This window comes from Geodermatophilus normandii (genome assembly GCF_003182485.1).
Taxonomy (GTDB): Bacteria; Actinomycetota; Actinomycetes; order Mycobacteriales; family Geodermatophilaceae; genus Geodermatophilus; species Geodermatophilus normandii.
In genome coordinates this window covers 315,393-333,151 of record NZ_QGTX01000001.1, presented here as the reverse complement: position 1 = coordinate 333,151, position 17,759 = coordinate 315,393, and the positions used below count along the sequence as shown (strand labels likewise).

Below are 17,759 nucleotides of genomic sequence, written 5' to 3'. Positions count from 1 at the left end.
CTCCGCGGTCCTCGCCGTCCCGGTGGTGACCGTCCGCGTGCCGGCGGAGCCTGTGCACCACCCCGGGTCGTCGCTAGGGTCGGCCGCACCCCTTGGAGTCCCCTCGCAGGCGAGGCGGCGATGACCGGCACGAGGCAGGTGCACTTCCGCGTCCTGGGACCGCTGCAGGTCGAGGACGGGTCGGGCCCGGTCGCCGTCGGCGGGCACAAGCCGCGCACGCTGCTCGCCGCGCTCCTGGTCGCGCACGGCGAGGTGGTGCCCGCCGACCGGCTGCTGGCCGCGGTGTGGGGGGACGCCCCGCCCGACGGCGCCCCGACCGCGCTGCGCGCCTACGTCTCCCGGCTGCGCGGCGTCCTCGGGGACGCCGCGCCGTTGCGGCACCGCCCGCCCGGGTACTGCCTGGCGCTGGCGGACGCGACGCTGGACGCCGACGAGTTCGAGCAGCGGGTGCGCACCGCCCGGGCGGCCGCGGCGGCGGGGGACCACTCGCGGGCGCTGGCCGACCTCGACGCCGCACTCGCCCTGTGGCGCGGCGACGCGCTGGCCGAGTTCGCCGACGAGGACTTCGCCACCGCCGAGGCCGCCCGCCTCACCGAGCTGCGCGCCGGCGCCGCCGCGGACCGCGCCGAGGCCCTGGTGGAGCTGGGACGGGCGGCCGAGGCGGTGCCCGAGCTCGAGGCCCTGGTGCGCCGCAGTCCCACGTGGGAGCGGCCGGCCGTGACGCTCATGCGGGCGCGGTACGCGACCGGGCACCAGGCCGACGCGCTCGCCGCCTTCCACGAGCTCCGGACCCGGCTCGACGACGAGCTGGGCGTCGAGCCGGCGGCCCCCGCGCGGGAGCTGTACCGGCGGATCCTCGTGCACGACCCGGCGCTCGCCGCGGCGCCGCCGCCGGGCAACCTCCCGCGGCGGGCCAGCGGCTTCGTGGGGCGGGACCGGGAGGTCGCGCGGGTCCTCGCCGCCCTGCGGGCCGGCCCGCTGGTGACGCTGACCGGCGTCGGGGGCGCGGGGAAGTCCCGGCTCGCCGTCGAGGTCGCCGCGAGGGACCGGGACCGCTTCCCCGACGGCGTGTGGCTGTGCGAGCTCGCCGCCCTCCCCGACGGCAGCCCGGTCGGGGACGCCGTCTCCGCGGCACTGGGCATCCGGCAGCGCTCGGGGCTGTCGGTCGAGGACAGCGTGCTGGAGTACCTGCGCGGGCGGGCGCTGCTGCTGCTCGTGGACAACTGCGAGCACGTGCTGCCGCGCGCGGCCGGCCTGGTCGCCGAGGTCGTGCGCCGGTGCCCGCGGGTGGTGGTGCTCGCGACCAGCCGCGAGCCGCTCGCCGTGGAGGGGGAGCAGGTGTGGCCGGTGCCGCCGCTGCCGCTGGAGGACGCCACCGCGCTGTTCGTCCAGCGGGCCCGCGCCGCCACCCCGGACTTCCGCCTCGACCGCGCCGCCGCCGACGCCGTCGCCGCCATCTGCAGCCGCCTCGACGGGCTGCCGCTGGGCATCGAGCTGGCCGCGGCCCGGATGCGCGTCATGAGCCCGGCGGAGGTCGCCGCCCGGCTGGAGGACACCCCGCTGCTCGGCGGTGGACGCGGGCCGGTCGCCCGGCACCAGAGCCTGGTGGCGGCGATCGAGTGGTCCTACCGGCTGCTGCCCGAGGCCGAGCAGCGGCTCTTCCGCGGCATGTCGGTGTTCGCCGGCGGCGCCGACCTGCGCGCCGTGCACCGCGTCGCCGACCCCGCGGCGAGCGAGGACGACGTCCTCGACCGGCTGACCCGGCTCGTCGACCGGTCGATGGTGGTCGTGCGCAGCGGCGTGCACAGCCGCTACCGGCTGCTGGAGACGCTGCGCGCCTACGGCCGGGCACAGGCCGAGGACGCGGGGGAGACCGCCGACCTGGCGCGGCGGCACGTCGGCCACCACGTCGACTACGCCGAGCGGGCCGGCGCGGGACTGCAGGGACCCGACGAGCGGGCGTGGGCCGAGGAGGCCCTCGGCGTCTACGACGACCTGCGCACGGCGTTCACCCGCGCCGCCGCCGACCGTGACTGGGACCTCGCCGTGCGGCTGGTCGCGGCCGTGCCCGAGCTGGTGCACCTGCGGGTCGGCTACGAGGCCTACGCCTGGGCCGAGTCGCTGCTGCCCGTGGTCGACCCCGGCCACCCGAGGTACCCGGCCGCCGTCGGCGCCGCCGCCCGCGGGGCGTGGAACCGCGGCGACTTCGCCTGCGCCCGGGCGACCGCGCTCCGCGCCCCCGACCGCCCGCCGCCGGCCGGGACCGCGCGCATCGCCCACCCCGGCGACGTCCTCGCCGACGTGGCGCTCTACGAGGGCGACGTCGACGCCGCGCTGCGGCACTACACGGCCGAGGCGGAGCGGGCCCGGGGCGACGGCGACCGCATCCGGCTGGTGTGGACGCTGTACTACGTCGCGGTCTGCGAGGCGGTGCGCCGCCGGCCGGAGCTCGGGCTGGCCGCCGCGCAGGAGAGCCTCGCGGTGGCGGAGGCGACGGCCAACCCGACGGCGCGCTCGATGGCCCGTTACGCGCTCGGGCTGGTGCTGAAGAAGTCCGACCCCCACCGGGCGCTCGCGCTCTTCGACGAGGCCGGCCGGCTGGCCGCGTCGGTGCACAACTTCTGGTGGCACGGCATCGCGCAGATGGAGGCGGCCGCGACCCGCGCGGTGCACGGCGACCCCGCGGAGGCGGCCCGCGCGCTGGTCGCCGTCCTCGACCACTGGGACCGGGTCGGCGACTCCACGCAGCAGTGGCTCAACCTGCGCTACGCCGTCCGGCTGCTGCAGCGGGTCGGCGCCGAGGACGACGCCGCGGCCCTGCACGCCTGCCTGGTGGCGGCCGGCAAGCCCTCGCCGCTCGGCCCGGGCCACGGGGACGCGGCCCGCGGCGACCCCCGCGCCGCGGAGGCCGGTGCGGTCGCGCACGCCCGCGCCGCGCTGGGCCGGGTCGCCTCGCCGGCCGTGCCTGCATGACCGGTGCAGCCGCGCTGCAGCAGGGCTGCAACGCGGCGGGGCCACCGTCGTCGCATCGCGGGGAGGACCCGCACGACGACAGGAGCATCCAGATGACCGACACCATGGACGCGATCACCGCCGACCGCGCCCTCAAGGCCAAGCACCGGGCGATGTGGGGACTGGGCGACTACCCGTCCGTGGCCCGCGACCTCATCCCCGAGCTGGGGCGGGTCCTGGTCGCCGCCGCCGGGGTGCGCCGCGGTGAGCGGGTCCTCGACGTCGCGGCCGGGACCGGCAATGCCGCCGTCCCCGCCGCGCTGACCGGGGCCGAGGTGGTGGCCTCCGACCTCACCCCGGAGCTGTTCCCGGCCGGCCGCGAGTTCGCCGCCCGCGAGGGCGCGCAGCTCACCTGGGAGGAGGGGGACGCCGAGGCGCTGCCGTACCCGGACGCGACCTTCGACGTCGTCCTGTCCTGCGTCGGCGTGATGTTCGCGCCGCATCACCAGCAGGCCGCCGACGAGCTGGTGCGGGTGTGCCGCCCCGGCGGGCGGATCGGGCTGGTCAGCTGGACGCCCGAGGGCTTCGTCGGCGAGATGTTCCGGACGATGAAGCCCTACGCGCCCCCGCCGCCGCCCGGCGCGCAGCCGCCGCCGCTGTGGGGCGACGAGCAGCACGTGCGCGGGCTGCTCGGCGACCGGGTCACCGACGTCGTCGCCCGCCGGCAGACCGTGACCACCGGGGGCTGGACGTCGCCGGACGCGTGGCGGGACCACTGGAAGACCGTCTACGGGCCGACCATCGCCACCTACCGCGCCATCGCCGGCGACCCCGAGCGCGTGGCGGCGCTCGACCGCGACCTGGCCGCGCTCGCCGCGCGCTACGACCGCGGCAACGGGACGACGGTGCTCGACTGGGAGTACCTGCTGCTCACCGCGCGCCGCGCCTGAGCGTTCGCGGCCCGGCCGCCCCGGCGGCCGGGCCCGGCACTCAGTCCGACAGGGCGGTGACGACGGCGGACACCCGGCGGGCGCGGGTCTCGGCCTTCTTCGCGTCCGTCACCGACCGCACGTGCTCCTTGCGGTGGCTGAGGGCGAGTGCGTCGAAGGCCTCGCGCACGCCGGCCGCGGCCAGCGCCTCGGCGAGGTCCGGCGGCACCTCCACGGTGCGCTGGCCGCCGTCGAACGCGACGACCACCTCGACGGTGTCGCCGATCTCGACGCCGAGGGCGGTCCGGCGCTCCCTGCTCAGCCCGACCAGGTTCTCGCCGCCCATCCGGGCGACCCGCCCCTCGACGGTCACCGACCCGATGGTGATCCGCACCGGGAAGGCCCGGACGCCGCCGCCGATCTCGGCCACCTGCTCGTCGGTGAGGACGATCGCCGCCGCGGGTCCGCGGGGCTCGAGGGTCGTCGTCAGCTGCAGTCCCGAGGTCATCCGCACACGATGGCGCCCCCGCTGCGACGGGGGAAGTCCCCGGACGAGGCGACGACGCTGCGGTCGACGTGGCTCACCCTGCTCGCCGTCGTCTGCATGGCCGTGGGGATGCTGCTGCGCGACCGGGCCGGGGCGCTCGGCCTCCTGGTGCCGTTCTTCTCCCTCCTCTCGCCGCTGCTGGAGCTCGTCCCCGTGCTGCAGCGGGCCGCCGTCTTCCTGCCCGACCGCGCCGGAGCCGTCGCGGTGCGGCGGCACGGCCGGCCGGCCGACGTCTTCGGGCCGGTGGCGGGGCTGGGCATCCTGGCGCTGTGGGCGGCGGTCGCCGTCGCCCTCGCGTGGTGGGCGCTGCGCCGCCGTGACGCGTGAGTGACCTGCTTGTTTGCGACGGAGTGGTGGCGGTCACATCCCGTCGGGCAGTGTCCTGCGACGGAGGAGGATGGCGATGACCACCAAGGTGGAGAAGTCGATCCAGGTCGACGTACCGGTCCGCACGGCCTACGACCAGTGGACCCAGTTCGAGGACTTCCCGCACTTCATGGGCGGCGTGAAGGAGGTCCGGCAGCTCGACGACCGGCGCCTGCACTGGGTCGCCGAGATCGCGGGCGTCCGGCGCGAGTGGGAGGCCGCCGTCCTCGAGCAGGAGCCCGACCGCAAGGTCGCGTGGGCCGCCACCAGCGGCGCGACGAACGCCGGCGCGGTCCGCTTCGAGCCCGCCGGTGCCGGCTCGACGATCGTGTACCTCGAGCTGGAGTACGAGCCCGAGGGAGTCGTGGAGCAGGTCGGCGACAAGCTCGGCATCGTCGACCGGCAGGTCCGGTCCGACCTCGAGCGGTTCAAGGCGCTGGTCGAGAGCCAGGGGTACGCCACGGGGGCCTGGCGCGGCTCGGTCAACGAGGGGCTCGACGTCGGGACGCCCACGGCCGACACCGCCTACCGCTCGCGCGGCGACAGCGGCAAGGCCGGGGTGTCCGGCGCGGCCGTCGCGGCCGGGGTCGCCGCGGTGGCCGGTGTCGCGGCGGCCGGTGTCGCGGCGGCGACGTCGGGCTCGTCGGCCGGCACGCCGCAGGAGACGGAGACGCCCGTCCGGCAGCCCGGTACGGAGACCCCGCAGGGCGTCGTCCAGTCGCAGGAGGTCACCGTCGTCGAGCAGCCCCCGCCGGACGCGATCGTCCGCGACGACGTCCTGGTGGACGAGTCCGACCCCGAGGGCTACACCGCCGGTTCCTCCACCGAGGGCGTCGAGCGCGGCGTCCGCGGGGACGGCGACGACCCGATGGTCGGCGGCGGCAGCCAGCGCTAGCCCGCCGGTCGGATCCCCTCGACCGTCCCGGGGGCGCCGTCCCCGAGGAACGCGGCGAGGTCGGCGGCCTCGGCCCCGACCTCGCCGCGCTCGGCCGGGGTGAGCGGCCGCAGCGGCTGCACGGTCACCGCGACCCCGCCGTCCTCGCGCTCGCGGCCGGTCCAGGTGGCGGCCACGGAGCCGTCGACCAGCACCAGCCGGGCGCCGGTCACGCTGAGTCCGCGGTGCTCGTCGGCGACGATGCGCGACCGGTCGTCGTAGCCGAGGACGGCGTTGTCGCACGCGGGCAGGAAGCGCACCGGGGCGGGCTCGTCGCGGTCGGGGATCGGGGCGTCGGGGACGTCGAGCAGTTCGCGGCCGCGCTCGTCGCGGAAGGCCCGCAGCCGCGGCCGGAGCCGGGCGACCACCGCGGGCAGGCCGCTGAGCCCGCTCCACGCCCGCAGGTCGGCGCCGGCGGCGGGCCCGTACGCGCGCAGGTAGCGCAGCACCAGGTCGTCGAGGACGTCGTCGGGCGACTCCCCGGCGAGGTCGCGCCCCAGCCAGGCGCGCACCGTGGTGTTCCGGGCCGGCGCCTGCTGCCGCCACAGCCCGCGCGGCGTCGTCTGCACCAGCGGCAGGAGGCTGGACAGGACGTCGCCGAGGTCGCGGGCGGCGGCTCCGGGCCACCGGCCGGCCAGGGCGCGGCCGACGTCGGGCAGCGTGCGGGGCTCCGCGGCGAACAGCGGCTCGGCCGCGGCGGCGAGCGCGGCGAGGTCCACCCCGGGCAGCCGCCGCCCGAGCGTGCCGGTGGCCCGGGCGACCAGAATCGCCTGGTGGACCGACCGCAGCCGCAGGCAGTCCTCGGCGGTGACGAGGTGCAGGGTCCGGCGCATCAGCTGGGTGCGGACGACGCGCCGGGACACCAGCAGGTCGTCGAGCTCGCCGGGCCGGAACGCGGCCAGCCGCGACCACAGCCCCACGTGCGGCTCCTGCGGCTCCTGCGCCTGCAGCCCGGCCAGGTGCCGCACCGTGGCGAGGGCGCCCCGCGGGTCGCGCCGCAGCAGCAGCTGCCGGGCCAGCGTGGCGCGGTTGAGCGCACGCCGGTCCAGGACGACGGCTCCCGCACCCCGGCCCACGCACGCTGTCTACCGGACGGGGACGACGGCGAACCTCCCGATCACCCGCCCGCTGCCGTACCGTCCGGCGCCCCAGGAGGAGTGACCTGGCTCACACCAGGTCGAACACCACGGAGGTCCTCGTGCGCACGTCCATCCGCTGTGCCGTCGTCACCGTCGGCGTGCTCGCCGTCGCTGGCACCACCGGCCCCGCCGCGGCCGCGTCGAAGCCCGGCGACTGCCCACCCGCGTTCGTGATGGTCGACCTGCAGGAGCTCACCGACGTCCTCGCCGACGCGGACCCGGGCCTGTCACCGGAGGAGGCGGCCGGCAACGCGGCCGGCGCCTTCGCCGCGGTCAACCGGAACGGCGACGCCTTCCTCTGCACCCGGCCCATCGGGAGGCAGTACTACGTCAACGTCATCGACAACTCGGTGCAGCGGCGCTGAGCCGCCGCGGGCTCAGGCCGCCAGCGGGTGGTGGTGGCAGCGGCCGCCGCTGGTGGCCCGGGCGCCGCACGGGGCACCGGCCTTCGTGAGGCCGCCGCTGTCACCGCAGCGCGCGGGCCCGGCCGGCTGAGCCGACGGCTGCACGGCCGGCTGCTCGACCGCTGGACGGACGAACGGGAGGACGACGGCGTCGACGTCCTCGGCCGCGGCGGCCTCGGGAACGGGGACGACGGCGGGCGCAGGAGCGGCGACCGGGCGGCCGGCGCGGCGGTGCAGCGCGGACGCGGCGGTCAGGCCGGCGGTGAAGGCGGCGAGGGCGGTGGCGACGTGGCTGGCGCGCATGCCCCGCTCATCGGCGGACGGCGTTCCCGCGGGAACGCCGTCGTCCCCTCCGTCACAGCAGTCACGACAGGTGCGCCTGCTTCGGCGCCAGCCCGCGCTCGGCCTCCGCGGCCACCTGGGCGCGGGACATCCCGGACGCGGCCACCACCACCGCGCCGACGAGCCCCTCCACCAGCGGAGCCGCGGACAGCGTCACCCGCGACCGGACGTCGTCGTCGAGGAACTCCAGCGCGGTCTCGGCCGAGAGCACCGCGCTGCCGAGGTCCATGAGCACGACGACGCCGTCGCCGGAGTCGGCCTGCCCGATGGCGTCGGCCACCGCGGCGGCGTCGGTGCCCAGCCCGCCGTCCTCCGTGCCCGCGGCGACCGCGACGGCGAGCTCGCGGCCGGGCAGCATCTGCCGGGCCAGCTCCACCGCGGCGTCGGCCAGCGCCCGGCTGTGCGAGACGACGACGATCCCGACGGTCACGACCGCCCCAGGGTGGCCGCGGCCGCCTCGACCAGCAGCGTCACCGACGTCGCGCCGGGGTCGGCGTGCCCGGCGCTGCGCTCGCCGAGGTAGCTGGCGCGCCCCTTGCGGGCGACCATCGGGACGGTCGCGTCGCGGCCCTCCGCCGCGGCCTCCGCCGCCGCGGCCAGCGCGCCGGAGAGGGGCTCCCCGGCCTCCACCGCGGCGTCGAGCGCGTCGCAGGCGGGGCCGAGCGCGTCGACCATCGTCTTGTCGCCGGGCTCGGCCTTGCCGCGCGCGACCACGCCGTCGAGTCCCGCCCGCAGCGCCCGGGCCACGGCGGCGTCGTCGAGGTCACCGTCGCCGGCCGCGCCGGCCATCCGCAGGAAGAGGGTGCCGTACAGCGGGCCGCTGGCGCCCCCGACCTTGCTGACCAGGGTGGCGCCGGTCTTCTTCAGCAGCCCGGCGACGTCGGCGGGCGGGGCGTCGTCCAGCACGGCGACGACGGCGGCCATGCCGCGGTCGAGGTTCGAGCCGTGGTCGGCGTCGCCGATGGCGGCGTCGAGCGCGGTCAGCTCGTCGCGGCGCTCGTGCACCACCGCGGCGAAGCGGCGCAGCCAGGCCGTCAGGTCGTCGACGCCGACCGCCACGCTCAGGCCCCCCACCGCAGGCCCGGGGTGACGACGGGCGCGTCCCACAGCCGTAGCAGCTCGTCGTCGGCCTGCAGGAGCGTGACCGAGCAGCCGGCCATCTCCAGGCTGGTCATGTACGGCCCGACCAGGGACCGGGCGACGCCGATGCCCGACCGCTCCAGGATCGCGGCGACCTCGGCGTAGACGACGTAGAGCTCGATCAGCGGGGTGCCGCCCATGCCGTTGACGAAGCAGATGACTCCGTCGGTGAAGCTGCGGTCGGACAGGATCGGCTCCAGCAGCATCTCGGCCACCTCGCGTGCCGGGGCCACCTCCACCCGGCGCCGGCCGGGCTCGCCGTGGATGCCGATGCCGATCTCCATCTCGTCGTCGGCGAGCTCGAAGGTCGGCGTCCCGGCGGCGGGCACCGTGCACGAGGTGAGCGCCATGCCCATGCTGCGGCCGGCGTCGTCGACCCGCTTGGCCAGGTCGGCGACCTCGGCGAGCGGGCGGCCCTCCTCGGCGGCCGCGCCGACGATCTTCTCCAGCAGCACCGTGGTGCCCACGCCGCGTCGGCCGGCGGTGTAGAGGCTGTCGGTGACCGCGACGTCGTCGTCGACGACGACGGTGGCCACCTCGATCCCGCTCTCGGCGGCGACCAGCTCGGCGGCCATCTCGAAGTTCATGATGTCGCCGGTGTAGTTCTTCACGATGTGCAGGACGCCGGCGCCGCCGTCGACGCCCGCGGTCGCGGCCTGCATCTGGTCGGGCACCGGGGAGGTGAACACCTCGCCGGCGCAGGCGGCGTCGAGCATGCCGCGGCCGACGAAGCCGCCGTGCATCGGCTCGTGCCCCGAGCCGCCCCCGGAGACGATGCCGACCTTGCCGCGGACCGGCGCGTCGCCGCGGAACACCACCCGGTTCTCGTGGTCGACCCGGAGCTCCGGGTGCGCCAGGGCCATCCCGCGCAGCGCGTCGGAGACGACGTCGGCGGGGTCGTTGATGAGCTTCTTCATCGTGTGCACCTGACCTCGGGAGGGCGAGCGGGACCGTCCCGGAGGCTAGGGCCGTGTGATCGGCAGCACAACGAGGTCGGTCAGGGACAGAAGCGCTCCTGCTCCGGGTGCACGACGATCGCCGGGAAGGCACCGGGGAACAGGCGGGCCGCACCGGATGCGTTCGCGCCGAACCGGGCCCCGAGGGAGGTCGCGAGTCCGGCCACGTTCTCACCGAAGGCCTGGCAGCCTCCCGGTGCCGCTGACGCCGTGCCGGGGGCGAGGAGGGCGAGACCGACGGTCCCGGCGATGACGACGAGCGTGCGCCTGGCGTGCACGGTTCCTCCCGCGGTGCGTGTGGGGAGGACCGATGGTGGACCGTCGCGGCGGCGCGGCCCGGGCGCGGCGGCGCCGTCGTCCGGTGGCCGAGCGGGCCGGTACCCACGGTCACCGCCCGGGCACGCAGGGCGTGCCCGGGCGGTGACCCGTCGAGGCCGGGGTCAGCCCCGGCCGGTGAGGCGCGCGGCGGCCTGCTGGATCTGCCCGTAGTCGCCGTAGCGGGCGCCGACGACGTAGCCGGCGCCCGCGCCGACGCCGAGCGAGGTGAGCCGGGCGGCCCGCTTGCCGGTCTTCCGGATCCGGTGGCCGGCCTCGGCGACCTCCTCGGGCACCGACTCGATGGCGCCGCCCACCTTCATGGCCGCGCGCAGGCCGGTCGAGCCGATCTCGGCGCCCGCCTCGGCCACCCGGGACAGCGCGGCGGCGGCCAGCTCGCTGCCGACCTCCACGACCTGCCGGGTGAGGTCGGCCCCGGCGTTCGCACCGGTCTGCAGCGCGTGCCCGGTGGTCGCCAGCAGCGGCCCGGCCGCCGAGGCACCCGAGCGGGTCACCTCGCCGAGGCGGTGGGCCACGTCGGCCACGGCAGGACCGGCCGCGGTCGCGCCGCTGAGCGCCGCCTCGCGCACCGTCTGCGCCGTCTTCGCCACCGCCGGTCCGGCGGCGGCGGCGCTGGTCAGGGCCGCCTCGCGCACCGACTGGGCGGCGTTGGCCACCGCCGGTGCGGCCGCGGCCACCAGGTGCTCGACCCGCGCGCGACCGGTCGCCGGGACGGCCTGCGCCCGCCGGGCGGCCCGGCGACCGGTCCGGCGCACACCGCGGGACGCCTTGGCCGCCTTGCGCCCCGTCCGGCGCGCCCCGCGGGAGACCCGGGCCTTCGGCTGCTGCCGCCGGCGCACCAGCGAGAACACCACGCCACCGAGGGCCAGCACCGCGGCGACCGCGCCGGCGATCCCGGCGGTCGAGCGCCCGCCGCCGGACGCCTCAGCGCGGCCGAAGTCGCGGTCGCCGGGCTGCGCCACCGGCGGCGGGGGCGGGAGCTGCTCGACCTCCTCGGTGGCCGGCGCGGGCGTGCTCACCGGCGGGGGCGCGGACACCCCGTCGGGCGTGGCCACCGCCGTCGTCGCGGGCACCTCGGCGTCGGGCGCCGGCAGCAGGCTCTCGGACGTCTCGGTGGAGGTCTCGATGCCGTAGTGCCGGTAGAGCGCTGCCTCCTGGTCGGTGGTCAGCTCGCGGCTCTCGCCGTACCGCGGGGCGCCGTCGACCAGGCCGCGGTCGACGACCACCTGCACCCGGTCGCCCGCCTCGGTGGCGTCGAACAGCGGGACGACGACGGTCGTGCCGGCCATGTCGGCGTAGAGCCACTCCGGCGCGCCGGTCTCCTCGTCGGCGAGCAGGTGGGTGACCGTGCCGATGTCCGCGCCGTGCCGGTCGACCACCGTCTTGCCCACCCAGTCCCGTACCGAGTCCCGATCGGGCAGTGCCATGGTCGTCTCCCCACACCTCCGGGGCCGGACCCGGATGGCCCGGCCGCTGCCGACCGGGCGCCCCTACCCCGGTCGTCGTGACCCCCAACCTGCCCGAACAGGAGGCCCACGGCCACCCCGCCCGGTTCGTGGACCGGCGGTCGGGCGCCGTCACCGGCGGTCGGGCACGTGCGCCGACGCCGCACCCCGGGCTACCGGGACGCGGCCTCAGCGCACTCCCTCGGCCGCGGGGCTCGCGGCGGGGACGCCGACGCCGTGGCGGGCGAGGAAGTCCAGCGCGGTGGCGGCCACCTCCTGCCAGCCGGCGTCGGCGCCGAGGGAGTGGCCGCGGTCGGGGAAGGTCACCAGCTCGGTGACGCCGGTGCCGTGCCGCCGCTGGATGCGGGCAGCGGCGCGGACCGACGCGGCGGGCACCGTCCGGTCGCGGCCGGCGGCCACGAGCAGCACCGGCCCCCGCTCGCGGCGGGTGGTCACGGCGGCCTCGCTGCGCGGCGTGAACGCGGCCAGCCCGGCCTGGAACAGCGGCCGCGCGGGGGAGGGGATGGCGTACGCCTCGTACAGCCGGTCGGACTCCTCCCGCGGGACGGCGCTGGCGAAGCCCCGGGCGAAGCTGTCGGGCGAGTGCGCCCACGTGCCCGTGCGCAGGCCGGGCCGGGACAGCACCGGCCAGGCCGTGCGCAGCTGCACCGGCGGGAGCACGAGGTTCCCGCGGAACTGCGCCGGCGACAGCGCCACGCAGGCCCGGGTCAGGCCCATCCCGTGCAGCTTCTGCGCCACGAGCCCGCCGAAGGAGTGGCCGACCACGACCGGCGCCGAGGGCAGGCCGGCGATCACCTCCGCGTAGGAGTCGGTGACGTCGCCGATGCCGAGGCCGGCGACCGCCTCGGGGTGCGCCCGGGCCTCGGCCGCGGTGGGCGGCTCGCCGGGCCACCCCGGTGCCACGGGGGCGAAGCCGCGGGCGGCGAACAGGTCGACCCAGGGCGCCCAGCTGGTGGCGTGCAGCCACAGGCCGTGCACGAAGACGACGGGGACGGGGGCGGCAGCGGGCACGGCGGGCCTCCGGGAGGGACGGCGGCCCAGGGCGGGCCGCGGGCGCCCGGAACGCTAGGGGCGCACGCGGCGCGCGACCGTGCCCTGGCTGCCCGGCTCCGGACCCTGCCTGCCGACCTCGCCGTCCCGGCGTGCGGACCGCCGCGGGCAGGGGTTCCCCGGGCCGGGTGGGGCCGCCAGGATCGGGCGAGGCGACGACGCCGATCCGCCCGCCGACCCTGGAGGCCCCGTGGTCACCGTCGTCGACACCGCCGCACTGGACGCCGGTGACCGGCGGCCCGGGCGGGTGGCCGACCTGCTCGAGGCCACGATGTCCTCGCGGATCCGCTTCCGGGACCCCACCGCGCCGCCGCGGGTGCGGCTCGACGGGTGGGAGCTCGGCGGGATCTCGGTGATGCGACTGGACCTCACCGGCGACGTCGCGCTGCTGCGGACCGCCCGGCACGCCCGCGCGGATCCCGAGCCGGTCGTGTCCCTCACCGTGCAGGAGGTGGGCACCGCGCGGCAGGAGCAGTTCGACGCCCGGCGGGTGGTCACCGGCGGGCAGCTGACGGCCACCGACGTCTCGGCGCCCTACGAGTACCGGTGGTCGGGGCGCGGGGTGTGCCGGGCCCTGCGCATCCCGGCCGCCCGGCTCGGCCTGCCCGCCGACACGGTGCGCCGCGCGGCGCCCGGGCTGCACGCCGGCCCGCTGCACGACCTGGTCCGCGCGCACGTCCTCGCGCTGACCCGGGACGCCGGGCGGCTGTCCCGCGAGCCGCAGGCGCACGCGGTCGCCGCCGCGACCGTCGACCTCGCCCGGGCGCTGCTCGCCTCCGCCGTCGGTCCCGGGCGGCCGGCCGCCGACGTCCTGGGCGAGACGCTGCTGACGCGGGTGCGGGTCTACGTCGGGCAGCACCTGACCGAGCCGGACCTCGACGCGGAGCGGATCGCCCGCGCGCACGCCGTCTCCGTCCGCCACCTGTACCGGCTGTTCGCCGCGGCCGGGGCGAGCCTCGAGCAGGAGGTCATCACCCGGCGGCTGGCCGGGGCCCGCGCGGAGCTCGCGCGGGCCGGCGGCCGGCCGGTCGCCGCGGTGGCGCGGCACTGGGGCTTCTCCGACGCCTCCCACTTCGCCCGCCGGTTCCGGGCCGAGTACGGGACGAGCCCGAGCGGGTGGCGGGAGCAGGCCGCGCTCAGGCCGGACGGCGGACCGTGACGACGGCGCTGACCAGCACCAGCTTGAGCAGCCAGTCGCCGGCGTGGATGGCGGCCTGCTGCCAGGGCACCTTCTCGTGGAAGACCGAGCCGGTCAGCAGCACCACGGGGAAGGTGACCCACAGGCCGGCCCCGAGGGCGAGCGCCCCACGCGGACCGCGGACCGGCAGCCGGTCGGCGAGCAGGGACACCCCGGTGGCCAGCACCCCGGTGCGCACCACCTCCACCGGCGCGACCACCGCCGGCGACGGCGCGGGACCGGCGTAGGCCTCGTCGAGCCGGGCCAGCCGGGAGCCGAAGGCGGCGTACCAGGCGGAGCTGGCGACGAACGCCGACCCGGCCGCCGCGACCACCCGGAGCGGGGACACGGCACTCACCACGCCGTCCCCCCGAGCTGCACCTGCACCGGGGCGGGCCCGACCACGCCTGGACCGCTCGTCCACGTCTGCCTCCTCGCGTCGGTGTCGTCGGTGGGACCCGTGGAGCTGACCGAACTCATCGATCCGACAGACCCGGGCTCCGGCGACGTGCGCTGACGGTGCGATCCCCGACGAGAACACGCCGCCGGCGCACACCACCCCAGCACGCCCGTGCGCACACGCTCAGCCGCTGCGGGTGCTCAGCAGCGAGATCTCGGCGACGTTCGTGGTGGGCGGCAGCGTCAGGGTGAACACCACCGTCCGCGCGACGTCCTCGGGGGTCAGCGCGTCCCTGTCCCCGGCCGCGGCCCGGGGGGAGACCCAGCCGACGGCGACGTGCCGCACCCGCACCTGCGTGCCGCCCAGCTCCAGCCGCAGCGTGCGGGCGAGCTGGGCGGCGCCGGCGGCCGTCGCGGCGTGCACCGCGAACGCCGGCACCAGCTCCGACGCCGCCGCCGACCCGACGAGCACGAGGTCGGCCGCGGAGTCGTTGGCCGCCGCGGTCAGCAGGTCGTCGAGGAACGCCCGCGCGGCCAGCACGGCGTCCCCGGCACCCTGCTCGATGATCTCCGCCCACCGCTCCGCCGGGGACAGCCCGAACGGACCGCCGCCGACGCCGCCGAGCACGGCCACGACCAGGTCGACGCCGCCCAGCCGCTCGCGGACGCCGTCGGCGGCGTCGATGACCTCGCGGGCGGAGCCGATCTGCTCGACCAGCGCCTCGGCCGCGGTCAGCTCGGCCACCACCGCGTCGGCCAGCAGCGGCAGCCCGATCACCACCGCCCGCCGCCCGGCGACCGGCCGGGCCCCCTCCGGCGCCGTCACGCGACCGGCTCCGGGTCGACCGGCTCGCGGGCGGCCGGCGCGCGCACCGGCAGCGCGTCCTCGGCCGGGGCGTCGGCGGGCGCCGCGGCCGGGACCGCCCTGCTCCTCGACCGCCCGGCCGTCTGCTCCAGCGCCGTCCGCATCGCGCCCACGTCGAACGGGCCGTCGTAGAGCTGGCCGTTGACGAAGAAGCGCGGCGGCTCGTCGAGGGCCATCGCGCGGGCGTCGTCGTCGTCCTCGCGGACCCGGTCGGCGTGCGCGCCGGAGGCCAGCGCGTCGTCGACCCGGGCCAGGTTGAGCCCGGCGTCGACGGCGCAGCGCCGGATCGTCCGGTCGTCGAGCCGGCCGGCGCGGGCGGCCATCGCGTCGTGCATCGGCCAGAAGCGGGACTGGGCGTGCGCGGCCTCGGCCGCCTCGGCGGCGCGCGCCGACGCCGGGTCGTCGGTGAGCAGGTGGCGGTAGACGAAGACCAGGTCCTCGCCGAGGACCTGCCGCAGCTCGTCGACCACCTCGGCGGTGCGCCCGGCGTTGGTGAACACGAACGAGGCGTAGACGACCAGCTCCATCGGCGCGCCGACGCGGCCGCGGACGTGGTCCCGGTCGGCGCGCACCGGCCGGGCCAGCCGCTGACGCCCCGGCAGCCGCGACCGGTCGACCGCCCGGACGACGGCGACGGCGGCCAGCGCCAGCAGCGCGGCGACCACCGAGGCGGCCAGCACGCCGATGCGCGCCTCGGCCGCCAGGACGGGGTCGTCGAGGGCCAGGTCGATGATGAACAGCGAGATCGTGAACCCGATCCCGCTGAGCACCCCGGCGGCGATCACGTGCCGCGGGAAGAGCCCGGACGGCAGCCGGCCCAGTCCGAGGCGGACGGCGGCCAGCGACGCGCTGGTCACGCCCACCACCTTGCCGACGACGAGCCCGGCCACGATCGCCCAGGTGAGGCCGGACGTCGCCGCCGCGGCCAGCGTCTCGCCGCTGAGCACGACCCCGGCGTTGGCCAGCGCGAACACCGGGACGACGGCCAGGTTGACCCACGGCCGGAACAGCCGCTGCCCGCGCTCGTTGACCGACACCGACCGGGTCAGGCTCAGCACCGCCCGGTGCGCCCCGCTGGAGGTCGGCGTGCGCCCGTAGGCGCGGGCCGCGGCCTCGGCGGCGTCGACCTCCTCGGCGCTGAACGGGTTCACCGGCAGCAGCAGGCCGATGGCGACGCCGGCCACCGTGGGGTGCACGCCGGAGGCCAGCACGCCCAGCCAGATGGGCACCGCGAGCAGCAGGTAGGCCCAGCCGCGCCACACCCGCAACCGGCGCAGCGCGAGGACGGCGACCAGCCCGACGACGGCGACCGCCAGCGGCAGCAGCGTGAGGTCGTCGGTGTAGGCCACGGCGATGACGGCGAGCGCGCCGACGTCGTCGACCACCGACAGCGCCAGCACGAACGCGCGCAGGTTCACCGGCACCGACCGGCCGACCACCGCCAGCAGGCCGAGCACGAACGCGGTGTCGGTGGAGATCACCACGCCCCAGGCCGCCCGCGCCTCCCCGGGCTGGTCGCTGAGCCCGGTCACCGCGAGGAACACGAGTGCGGGCACGGCCAGCCCGGCCAGCGCGGCCACCACCGGGATGCGGATGCGCCGGGTGTCGCGGAACTCGCCGAGCACCAGGTCCCGCTTGACCTCCAGGCTGATCAGGCAGAAGAACACCGCCATGAGGGCGTCGTTGACCCAGTGGCGCAGGTCCATCTCGAGGACGGCGTCGCCGAGGCGCACGGCGAAGGGCGTGTGCCAGGTGGCCTCGTAGGTCGAGCCCGGCACGTTCGCCCACACCAGCGCCACCAGCGTGGCGGCCAGCAGCACGCCGGCCGCGGCGGCGTCGGAGTCGGCCAGCCGGACCAGGCGGCCCAGCGCCGAGGGCCGCGTCTCCTCGGCGCGCGCGGTGCCCCTCACCGGACCCCCGTCCCGCGCCGCGAGGGCAGGTAGAGGTCCTGGCGGGTCGGCAGCACGATCAGCTCGGCGAGGTTGGCCCCCGGCGGCAGGCCGGCGCCGAACAGCACGGTCCGCGCGACGTCGTCGGGGTCCATCGGGACGACGGCGTCGCGGTGCTCGGCCCAGCCGCGCGCGGTGCCGTCGTGGCTGATCTCCGACCCGAGGTCGGTGTCGGTCAGGCCGGGGGCGACGACGTGCACCCGCACGCCGCGCCGGCCGTACTCGGCGCGCAGCGCCCGGGCCAGCTGGGCCACGGCCGCCTCGACCGCCGAGTAGACGGCGTAGCCGGGGAAGCGCACCTGGCCGGCCAGCGCGCCGATGAGGAACAGGTCGGCGGCGCGGCCGGTCTCGGCGGTGGCCAGCAGGTCGCGGGCGAAGGTCTGCGCCGTGCGCAGGATGCCGCCCAGGTTCACGTCGATCATCTCGATCCACTCGGCGGGCACGCCGTCCTCGAACGGCGCGCCGGTCAGCACGCCGGCGCCGGCCACCACGAGGTCGGCGGGGCCGAACCGGTCGTGCAGGGCGTCGAGGGCGTCGGCGAGGTCGAGCCCGTCGGAGACGTCGGTGGCGACGACGAGCGTTCGGTCGGGGTCGGCGGTGGCGTCGGCGACGGCCTGCAGGCGGTCGCCGCGGCGGCCCAGCAGCGCGACGCAGCAGCCGGCGGCGACCAGCGACCGCGCCGTCGCGGCGCCGATGCCGCTGCTGGCGCCGGTGACGACGGCGACCCTGCCGTCGAGCGCGTTCCGGGCCGGCCCGGGGGGAGGTGGGGGCATGGTTCCCCTCTCGGAGGTCAGCGGGGGATGCCTGT

General features: G+C 77.7%; 19 protein-coding genes. 6 read left to right on the top strand and 13 right to left on the bottom strand.

Annotated elements, in window-relative coordinates; translation table 11 throughout:
• Positions 1-120: 120 nt before the first annotated feature.
• Entirely contained in the window at positions 121-2,973 is a 2,853-nt protein-coding gene (locus tag JD79_RS01780; RefSeq protein ID WP_245899537.1) for an AfsR/SARP family transcriptional regulator, read from the top strand.
• Positions 2,970-3,902, top strand: a complete 933-nt coding sequence (locus JD79_RS01775; RefSeq protein WP_245899535.1) for a class I SAM-dependent methyltransferase — start codon at positions 2,970-2,972, stop codon at positions 3,900-3,902. The genes JD79_RS01780 and JD79_RS01775 overlap by 4 nt, the downstream gene beginning before the upstream one ends.
• Positions 3,903-3,942: 40 nt before the next feature.
• Here the strand turns inward: JD79_RS01775 and JD79_RS01770 are convergent, their stop codons facing one another.
• A complete protein-coding gene (locus JD79_RS01770; RefSeq protein WP_110007320.1) occupies positions 3,943-4,389 on the bottom strand; it encodes a YdeI/OmpD-associated family protein in 447 nt (148 codons plus the stop codon).
• Positions 4,390-4,398: 9 nt separating this feature from the next.
• Here JD79_RS01770 and JD79_RS01765 point away from each other — a divergent pair, with 9 nt between their 5' ends.
• Complete coding sequence (locus JD79_RS01765) at positions 4,399-4,755, top strand: hypothetical protein (RefSeq protein ID WP_110004147.1); 357 nt, start codon at positions 4,399-4,401, stop codon at positions 4,753-4,755.
• Between the two features lie 76 nt (positions 4,756-4,831).
• Positions 4,832-5,689 (top strand): SRPBCC family protein, encoded by an 858-nt coding sequence (locus JD79_RS01760; protein ID WP_110004146.1) that lies wholly within the window; start codon positions 4,832-4,834, stop codon positions 5,687-5,689.
• Here JD79_RS01760 and JD79_RS01755 read toward each other — a convergent pair.
• Positions 5,686-6,804: a winged helix DNA-binding domain-containing protein gene (locus tag JD79_RS01755; RefSeq protein ID WP_110004145.1), complete on the bottom strand. Its 1,119-nt coding sequence runs from the start codon at positions 6,802-6,804 to the stop codon at positions 5,686-5,688. The genes JD79_RS01760 and JD79_RS01755 overlap by 4 nt on opposite strands.
• A gap of 122 nt (positions 6,805-6,926) precedes the next feature.
• Here JD79_RS01755 and JD79_RS01750 point away from each other — a divergent pair, with 122 nt between their 5' ends.
• Positions 6,927-7,232, top strand: a complete 306-nt coding sequence (locus JD79_RS01750) for a hypothetical protein (protein WP_110004144.1) — start codon at positions 6,927-6,929, stop codon at positions 7,230-7,232.
• Between the two features lie 12 nt (positions 7,233-7,244).
• Here JD79_RS01750 and JD79_RS01745 read toward each other — a convergent pair whose 3' ends face one another.
• The 7 genes from JD79_RS01745 to JD79_RS01715 form a co-directional block, all read right to left on the bottom strand.
• Positions 7,245-7,574, bottom strand: coding sequence for a hypothetical protein (locus tag JD79_RS01745; RefSeq protein ID WP_110004143.1), 330 nt, complete (start codon positions 7,572-7,574; stop codon positions 7,245-7,247).
• Between the two features lie 61 nt (positions 7,575-7,635).
• On the bottom strand, positions 7,636-8,043 hold the full coding sequence (gene dhaM, locus JD79_RS01740) for a dihydroxyacetone kinase phosphoryl donor subunit DhaM (protein ID WP_110004142.1): 408 nt from the start codon (positions 8,041-8,043) through the stop codon (positions 7,636-7,638).
• Entirely contained in the window at positions 8,040-8,687 is a 648-nt protein-coding gene (gene dhaL, locus JD79_RS01735) for a dihydroxyacetone kinase subunit DhaL (RefSeq protein ID WP_245899533.1), read from the bottom strand. Before dhaL ends, dhaM begins: the two co-directional genes overlap by 4 nt.
• Complete coding sequence (gene dhaK / locus JD79_RS01730; protein ID WP_110007318.1) at positions 8,675-9,670, bottom strand: dihydroxyacetone kinase subunit DhaK; 996 nt, start codon at positions 9,668-9,670, stop codon at positions 8,675-8,677. Before dhaK ends, dhaL begins: the two co-directional genes overlap by 13 nt.
• Before the next feature lie 80 nt (positions 9,671-9,750).
• A complete protein-coding gene (locus JD79_RS01725) occupies positions 9,751-9,987 on the bottom strand; it encodes a hypothetical protein (RefSeq protein WP_110004141.1) in 237 nt (78 codons plus the stop codon).
• A gap of 162 nt (positions 9,988-10,149) precedes the next feature.
• Positions 10,150-11,472, bottom strand: coding sequence for a PRC-barrel domain-containing protein (locus JD79_RS01720; protein WP_110004140.1), 1,323 nt, complete (start codon positions 11,470-11,472; stop codon positions 10,150-10,152).
• A gap of 207 nt (positions 11,473-11,679) precedes the next feature.
• Positions 11,680-12,522 carry an alpha/beta hydrolase gene (locus JD79_RS01715; protein ID WP_110004139.1) on the bottom strand — a complete coding sequence of 281 codons (843 nt, stop codon included), beginning with the start codon at positions 12,520-12,522 and terminating at the stop codon, positions 11,680-11,682.
• A gap of 229 nt (positions 12,523-12,751) precedes the next feature.
• Between JD79_RS01715 and JD79_RS01710 the strand changes: the two genes are divergently transcribed.
• On the top strand, positions 12,752-13,720 hold the full coding sequence (locus tag JD79_RS01710; protein ID WP_110004138.1) for a helix-turn-helix domain-containing protein: 969 nt from the start codon (positions 12,752-12,754) through the stop codon (positions 13,718-13,720).
• Here JD79_RS01710 and JD79_RS01705 read toward each other — a convergent pair.
• The 4 genes from JD79_RS01705 to JD79_RS01690 form a co-directional block, all read right to left on the bottom strand.
• Positions 13,698-14,087, bottom strand: coding sequence for a DUF1761 domain-containing protein (locus JD79_RS01705; RefSeq protein WP_170149074.1), 390 nt, complete (start codon positions 14,085-14,087; stop codon positions 13,698-13,700). The two genes, JD79_RS01710 and JD79_RS01705, sit on opposite strands and share 23 nt — an antisense overlap.
• 234 nt (positions 14,088-14,321) lie before the next feature.
• Complete coding sequence (locus tag JD79_RS01700) at positions 14,322-14,963, bottom strand: SDR family NAD(P)-dependent oxidoreductase (RefSeq protein ID WP_110004136.1); 642 nt, start codon at positions 14,961-14,963, stop codon at positions 14,322-14,324.
• Positions 14,960-16,912: a Na+/H+ antiporter NhaA gene (nhaA, locus tag JD79_RS01695; RefSeq protein WP_110004135.1), complete on the bottom strand. Its 1,953-nt coding sequence runs from the start codon at positions 16,910-16,912 to the stop codon at positions 14,960-14,962. Before nhaA ends, JD79_RS01700 begins: the two co-directional genes overlap by 4 nt.
• Positions 16,909-17,724, bottom strand: a complete 816-nt coding sequence (locus JD79_RS01690) for an SDR family oxidoreductase (RefSeq protein WP_110004134.1) — start codon at positions 17,722-17,724, stop codon at positions 16,909-16,911. The genes nhaA and JD79_RS01690 overlap by 4 nt, the downstream gene beginning before the upstream one ends.
• Positions 17,725-17,759: the final 35 nt, after the last annotated feature.

Bases quoted from the DNA above. Each gene is read 5' to 3' on its own strand.
- JD79_RS01780 (WP_245899537.1), top strand. From the start codon at position 121: ATGACCGGCACGAGGCAGGTGCACTTCCGCGTCCTGGGACCGCTGCAG.
- JD79_RS01775 (WP_245899535.1), top strand. From the start codon at position 2,970: ATGACCGGTGCAGCCGCGCTGCAGCAGGGCTGCAACGCGGCGGGGCCA.
- JD79_RS01770 (WP_110007320.1), bottom strand. From the start codon at position 4,389: ATGACCTCGGGACTGCAGCTGACGACGACCCTCGAGCCCCGCGGACCC.
- JD79_RS01765 (WP_110004147.1), top strand. From the start codon at position 4,399: ATGGCGCCCCCGCTGCGACGGGGGAAGTCCCCGGACGAGGCGACGACG.
- JD79_RS01760 (WP_110004146.1), top strand. From the start codon at position 4,832: ATGACCACCAAGGTGGAGAAGTCGATCCAGGTCGACGTACCGGTCCGC.
- JD79_RS01745 (WP_110004143.1), bottom strand. From the start codon at position 7,574: ATGCGCGCCAGCCACGTCGCCACCGCCCTCGCCGCCTTCACCGCCGGC.
- dhaK (WP_110007318.1), bottom strand. From the start codon at position 9,670: ATGAAGAAGCTCATCAACGACCCCGCCGACGTCGTCTCCGACGCGCTG.
- JD79_RS01720 (WP_110004140.1), bottom strand. From the start codon at position 11,472: ATGGCACTGCCCGATCGGGACTCGGTACGGGACTGGGTGGGCAAGACG.
- JD79_RS01690 (WP_110004134.1), bottom strand. From the start codon at position 17,724: ATGCCCCCACCTCCCCCCGGGCCGGCCCGGAACGCGCTCGACGGCAGG.